Genomic DNA, 252 nt, shown 5'->3' on the forward strand with positions numbered 1-252 from the left:
CTTGCATTGCACTTATTCAAGTAACTCCGAATGATTGCCACGGTTCGGGTATTGATGTCTGTTGCAGTCTCAATTAAAATGGCAATACCATGGGGCGCGTAACCTTCAAAGAGAACTTCCTTGAAATCACCTTGTCTTTTATCCGACGCTCTTTTAATGGCCCTTTCAATGTTGTCCTTGGGCATATTTACTGCCTTGGCATTTTGAATCTCAGCACGCAATCTGGCATTGGAGTCCGGGTCTGGACCACCC

Annotated in this window: 1 protein-coding gene; it reads right to left on the bottom strand. The window is 45.6% G+C overall.

Features of this window, described 5'->3' with window-relative positions; genetic code table 11:
- The coding region (locus ACRHOZ_RS21165; RefSeq protein ID WP_431130312.1) for a YebC/PmpR family DNA-binding transcriptional regulator at positions 1–252 on the bottom strand (252 nt) is incomplete at both ends.

This window comes from Flagellimonas flava (assembly GCF_050617915.1).
GTDB classification, from domain to species: domain Bacteria; phylum Bacteroidota; class Bacteroidia; order Flavobacteriales; family Flavobacteriaceae; genus Flagellimonas; species Flagellimonas flava_A.